The sequence below is a fragment of the Porticoccus sp. genome, assembly GCA_023261185.1.
Taxonomy (GTDB): Bacteria; Pseudomonadota; Gammaproteobacteria; order Pseudomonadales; family Porticoccaceae; genus Porticoccus; species Porticoccus litoralis.
In genome coordinates, this window is record JALRJN010000052.1 from 1 (window position 1) to 3,805 (window position 3,805).

Consider the following 3,805-nt stretch of genomic DNA (forward strand, 5'->3'; position numbering starts at 1 on the left):
GACATTGCGATCCTCGTATGATGCAATCCACGCGGTTGATTTCATGTCACCCTTGGGCAGGAATGCGCCGGCTTCCATGCTGGTATGGATTTCGTCGCCAGTGCGATCCAGGAAGCCGGTATTGATGAACACCACACGCTCGCTGGCAGCACGGATACACTCTTTAAGGTTCACTGAAGTGCGTCGTTCTTCATCCATGATGCCCACTTTCAGGGTATTGCGACCCAGGCCGAGAGCATCTTCAACCGCGTTGAACAGGCTATTGGTAAATGCCACTTCTTCGGGCCCATGCATTTTCGGCTTCACGATGTAAACACTGCCGGTTTTACTGTTTCGGAGCGAGCCATTGCCCTTCAGGTCGTGAATGGCAATCAGGCTGGTAATCATCGCGTCCATAATGCCTTCCGGCACTTCATTACCGTCGCTGTCCAGAATTGCGGGGTTGGTCATCAGGTGACCCACATTGCGAACAAACAGCAGACTGCGGCCGGGCAACACCAACGAACCACCTTCTGGCGTGGTGTATTCGCGGTCCGGGTTCATACGGCGCACGATGGTCTTGCCACCCTTTTCCAGGCTCTCTTCCAAATCGCCCTTCATCAGACCAAGCCAATTACTGTAGACCAGCGCCTTATCTTCCGCATCAACGGCAGCTACAGAGTCTTCACAATCCATGATCGTGGTCAGGGCGGCTTCCATCAGAATGTCTTTTATGCCAGCACTGTCAGAAGAGCCAATCAAACTATTAGAATCAAACTGAACTTCCATATGCAAGTTATTGTTTTTCAACAATACCACATCGGGACTTCCAGCATCGCCCTGATAACCGGCCAGCTGTTCAGGGTCGGCAAGACTGGCCTGGCTGCCATCTTTCAATGTGACCAGTAACTGCCCACCCACCACGCTATATTGGGTTGAATCCTTATGGGAGCCTTTCAACAAAGGTGCAGCGTCGTCCAGCAACTGACGTGCATAGGCGATCACTTTGGCACCACGAACCGGGTTGTAGCTTGCGGTTTTGTCTGCACCATCCGTTTCCGGCAGCACATCAGTACCATATAGCGCATCGTAAAGGCTGCCCCAACGGGCGTTGGCCGCATTCAATGCAAAACGGGCATTCATGACAGGCACTACCAACTGTGGGCCAGCCTGCATGGCAATTTCGGGATCTACATTGCTGGTGGTTATCGCGAACTCTCCATCTTCGGGCACGAGATAACCAATATCTTGCAGAAACGCTTTGTACTCCGCATGGTTGTGGGGTTTGCCAAAACGTTCGCGGTGAAAGTTGTCGATCTGTGCCTGCAACTCATCACGCTTTTTTAAGAGTTGTCGGTTTTTCGGGGCAAAATCAGCGACGATGGCGCTAAAAGACTGCCAGAAGCCATCTGCATCTACACCGGTGCCGGGAATAATGTCCTGCTTGACGAGGTCATAAATCGAACGAGCGACCTGAAGTCCACTCACTTGAACACGTTCAGTCATGATTGAGCCCTATGATTGATCTATTCGCTTAAGGAGGAATTGTAGGTACGCAAAGCTGAATTAATCAATTTTATGGATATTATGTCGGCTATTTGTTTAACAAATAATTAGTCCAATGTTCGGGCGACATCGGCAATCAGGCGACGCATCCACTGATGGGCCGGGTTATGTTGGAGCAACGGGCTCCAGGCCATGATCAGTTCAATTTCCGGTATCTCGAAAGGTGGCGGCAAGATCACTACATTAGGGTTGTCCTTCAGCAGCATGGCTGCCTTGGTAGGTAGGGTAATAACCAGATCACGCAATTCGGCGAGCCGCATCGCGGCCTGATAGTGGCGAGTAAATACACGAATACGGCGCTTTTTACCCTGCACTGCCAGGGCCTCATCCACCCAGCCCAGACGCTGCACGGCGCCAGGCTCCATACCAACGCCAACCCCCATACCAGTTTTGCTGACCCAGACGTGGCCCGTTTCCAGGTAATTGTCGAGGGTGAAATCATGACGAATGGGATTGTGCTCACTTAACAGGCAGGAAAAGGAATCTCGCCAGATGGTCATCTGGTGAAAAGATTGCGGCAGCATGTCAAAACGGTTGATGACCAGGTCAACACTACCCTGCTCAACATCCTGGTAACTGATGTCACTGGGGGTCAGTACATCAAGGGTAATATTCGGTGCTTCTGAGCGCAGCCGACGCATTAAATGCGGCAACAGAGTGGATTCGGTGTAATCACTGACGGAAATACGGAACACCCGGTCAGCCTGGGCGGCATTAAACTCCCTACGCGGCTCCACAGCTTTTTCTATGGATGCCAACACTTCACGGACGACAGGTTGTAGCTGCTCAGCGCGTTCAGTGGGCGTCATTCCATCACTGGTGCGAACCAATAAGGGGTCATTAAAAAGATCTCGCAGCCGCCGCAAACCGTTGCTCATCGCGGGCTGGCTGATTCCCAAGTTTTCAGCTGCCCTGGTCACGTTACGCTCTTTCAGCAGGACATCCAGGTAAACCAGAAGATTTAGATCGACGCTACGTATATTCATACCAAAAATACCGGAAATAAGATCTATAGATTAGCTAAATTTTAGTCAGGTGGCTAGAATTCGTTGCGTTCAATTCAATTTCTTTTCTCAATCTGGAAGGACTGATCATGTCAAACTATTCAAAAGCGATTGACGATATTGCATCCGTATGTGGTGCAAACAGCACATGGAGTGCTATTAACCCGGAATCTGCAGCTCGCATGCGCATTCAAAACCGTTTCCAAACCGGTCTTGATATTGCCAAGTACACGGCAAAAATCATGCGCGAAGACATGGCAGCCTATGATGCTGACAGTGCTCAGTACACCCAATCTCTGGGCTGCTGGCACGGTTTTGTCGGTCAGCAAAAACTGATCGCTATCAAAAAGCACCTGCAAACTACCAGCAAGCGTTACCTGTACCTGTCCGGCTGGATGGTTGCTGCTCTGCGCTCCGAGTTTGGCCCCCTGCCCGACCAGTCCATGCATGAGAAAACTGCAGTTTCTTCACTGATCGAAGAACTGTACACCTTCCTGCGCCAAGCTGACGCCCGCGAACTGGACCTGCTGTTCACCGACCTGGACGCTGCTCGCGCTGCCGGCGACAAAGCTAAAGAAGCCGAGATTCTGGACAAGGTTAACAACTTCGAAACCCACGTTGTGCCGATTATTGCCGATATCGACGCCGGCTTTGGTAACGCAGAAGCCACCTACCTGCTGGCCAAGCAAATGATCGAAGCGGGTGCTTGCTGTATCCAAATCGAAAACCAGGTTTCTGACGAGAAACAATGTGGTCACCAGGACGGTAAAGTTACTGTTCCTCACGCTGACTTCCTGGCCAAAATCAACGCTGTTCGTTACGCATTCCTGGAACTGGGTGTTGATGACGGTGTTATCGTTGCCCGTACTGACTCCCTGGGTGCTGGCCTGACCAAGCAGATCGCTGTTACCAACGAACCCGGTGACCTGGGCGATCAATACAACGCGTTCCTTGACGGCGAGTACGTCAACAGCGCTGACGACATCGACAACGGCGACGTTGTGATCAAGGCCAACGGTAAGCTGCTGAAGCCCGCACGTCTCGCTTCCGGCCTGTTCCAGTTCAAGAAAGGCACCGGTATTGACCGCGTGGTTCTGGACTGTATCACCAGCCTGCAAAACGGTGCTGACCCATGGCCCGCTGCGGGGACTGGCAAATCTGTAGGCGGCATGGCCGCAGCCAAGGTGATGGGCGCACCCCAGTCGCCTTGATCGGCGACGCCAATTTGAAAGGGGCGAGGCAAGGCTGCGGTATCC

Annotated in this window: 2 protein-coding genes and 1 pseudogene; 1 reads left to right on the forward strand and 2 read right to left on the reverse strand. The window is 52.1% G+C overall.

The window, feature by feature from the left end; translation table 11 throughout:
* Together ACYZYZ_RS04725 and ACYZYZ_RS04730 are read right to left on the reverse strand one after the other, a co-directional pair.
* On the reverse strand, positions 1 to 1,485 hold a 1,485-nt coding region (locus ACYZYZ_RS04725), incomplete at its 3' end, for a malate synthase G (protein ID WP_461483445.1).
* 107 nt (positions 1,486 to 1,592) lie between these two features.
* On the reverse strand, positions 1,593 to 2,531 hold the full coding sequence (locus ACYZYZ_RS04730) for a LysR family transcriptional regulator (protein ID WP_461483446.1): 939 nt from the start codon (positions 2,529 to 2,531) through the stop codon (positions 1,593 to 1,595).
* Positions 2,532 to 2,638: 107 nt separating this feature from the next.
* Here ACYZYZ_RS04730 and ACYZYZ_RS04735 point away from each other — a divergent pair.
* Positions 2,639 to 3,679, forward strand: a pseudogene (locus tag ACYZYZ_RS04735) (isocitrate lyase); the annotation flags it as partial.
* Positions 3,680 to 3,805: the final 126 nt, after the last annotated feature.

Coding starts and splice junctions, on each gene's coding strand:
- ACYZYZ_RS04730 (WP_461483446.1), bottom strand. CDS start 2,531: ATGAATATACGTAGCGTCGATCTAAATCTTCTGGTTTACCTGGATGTC.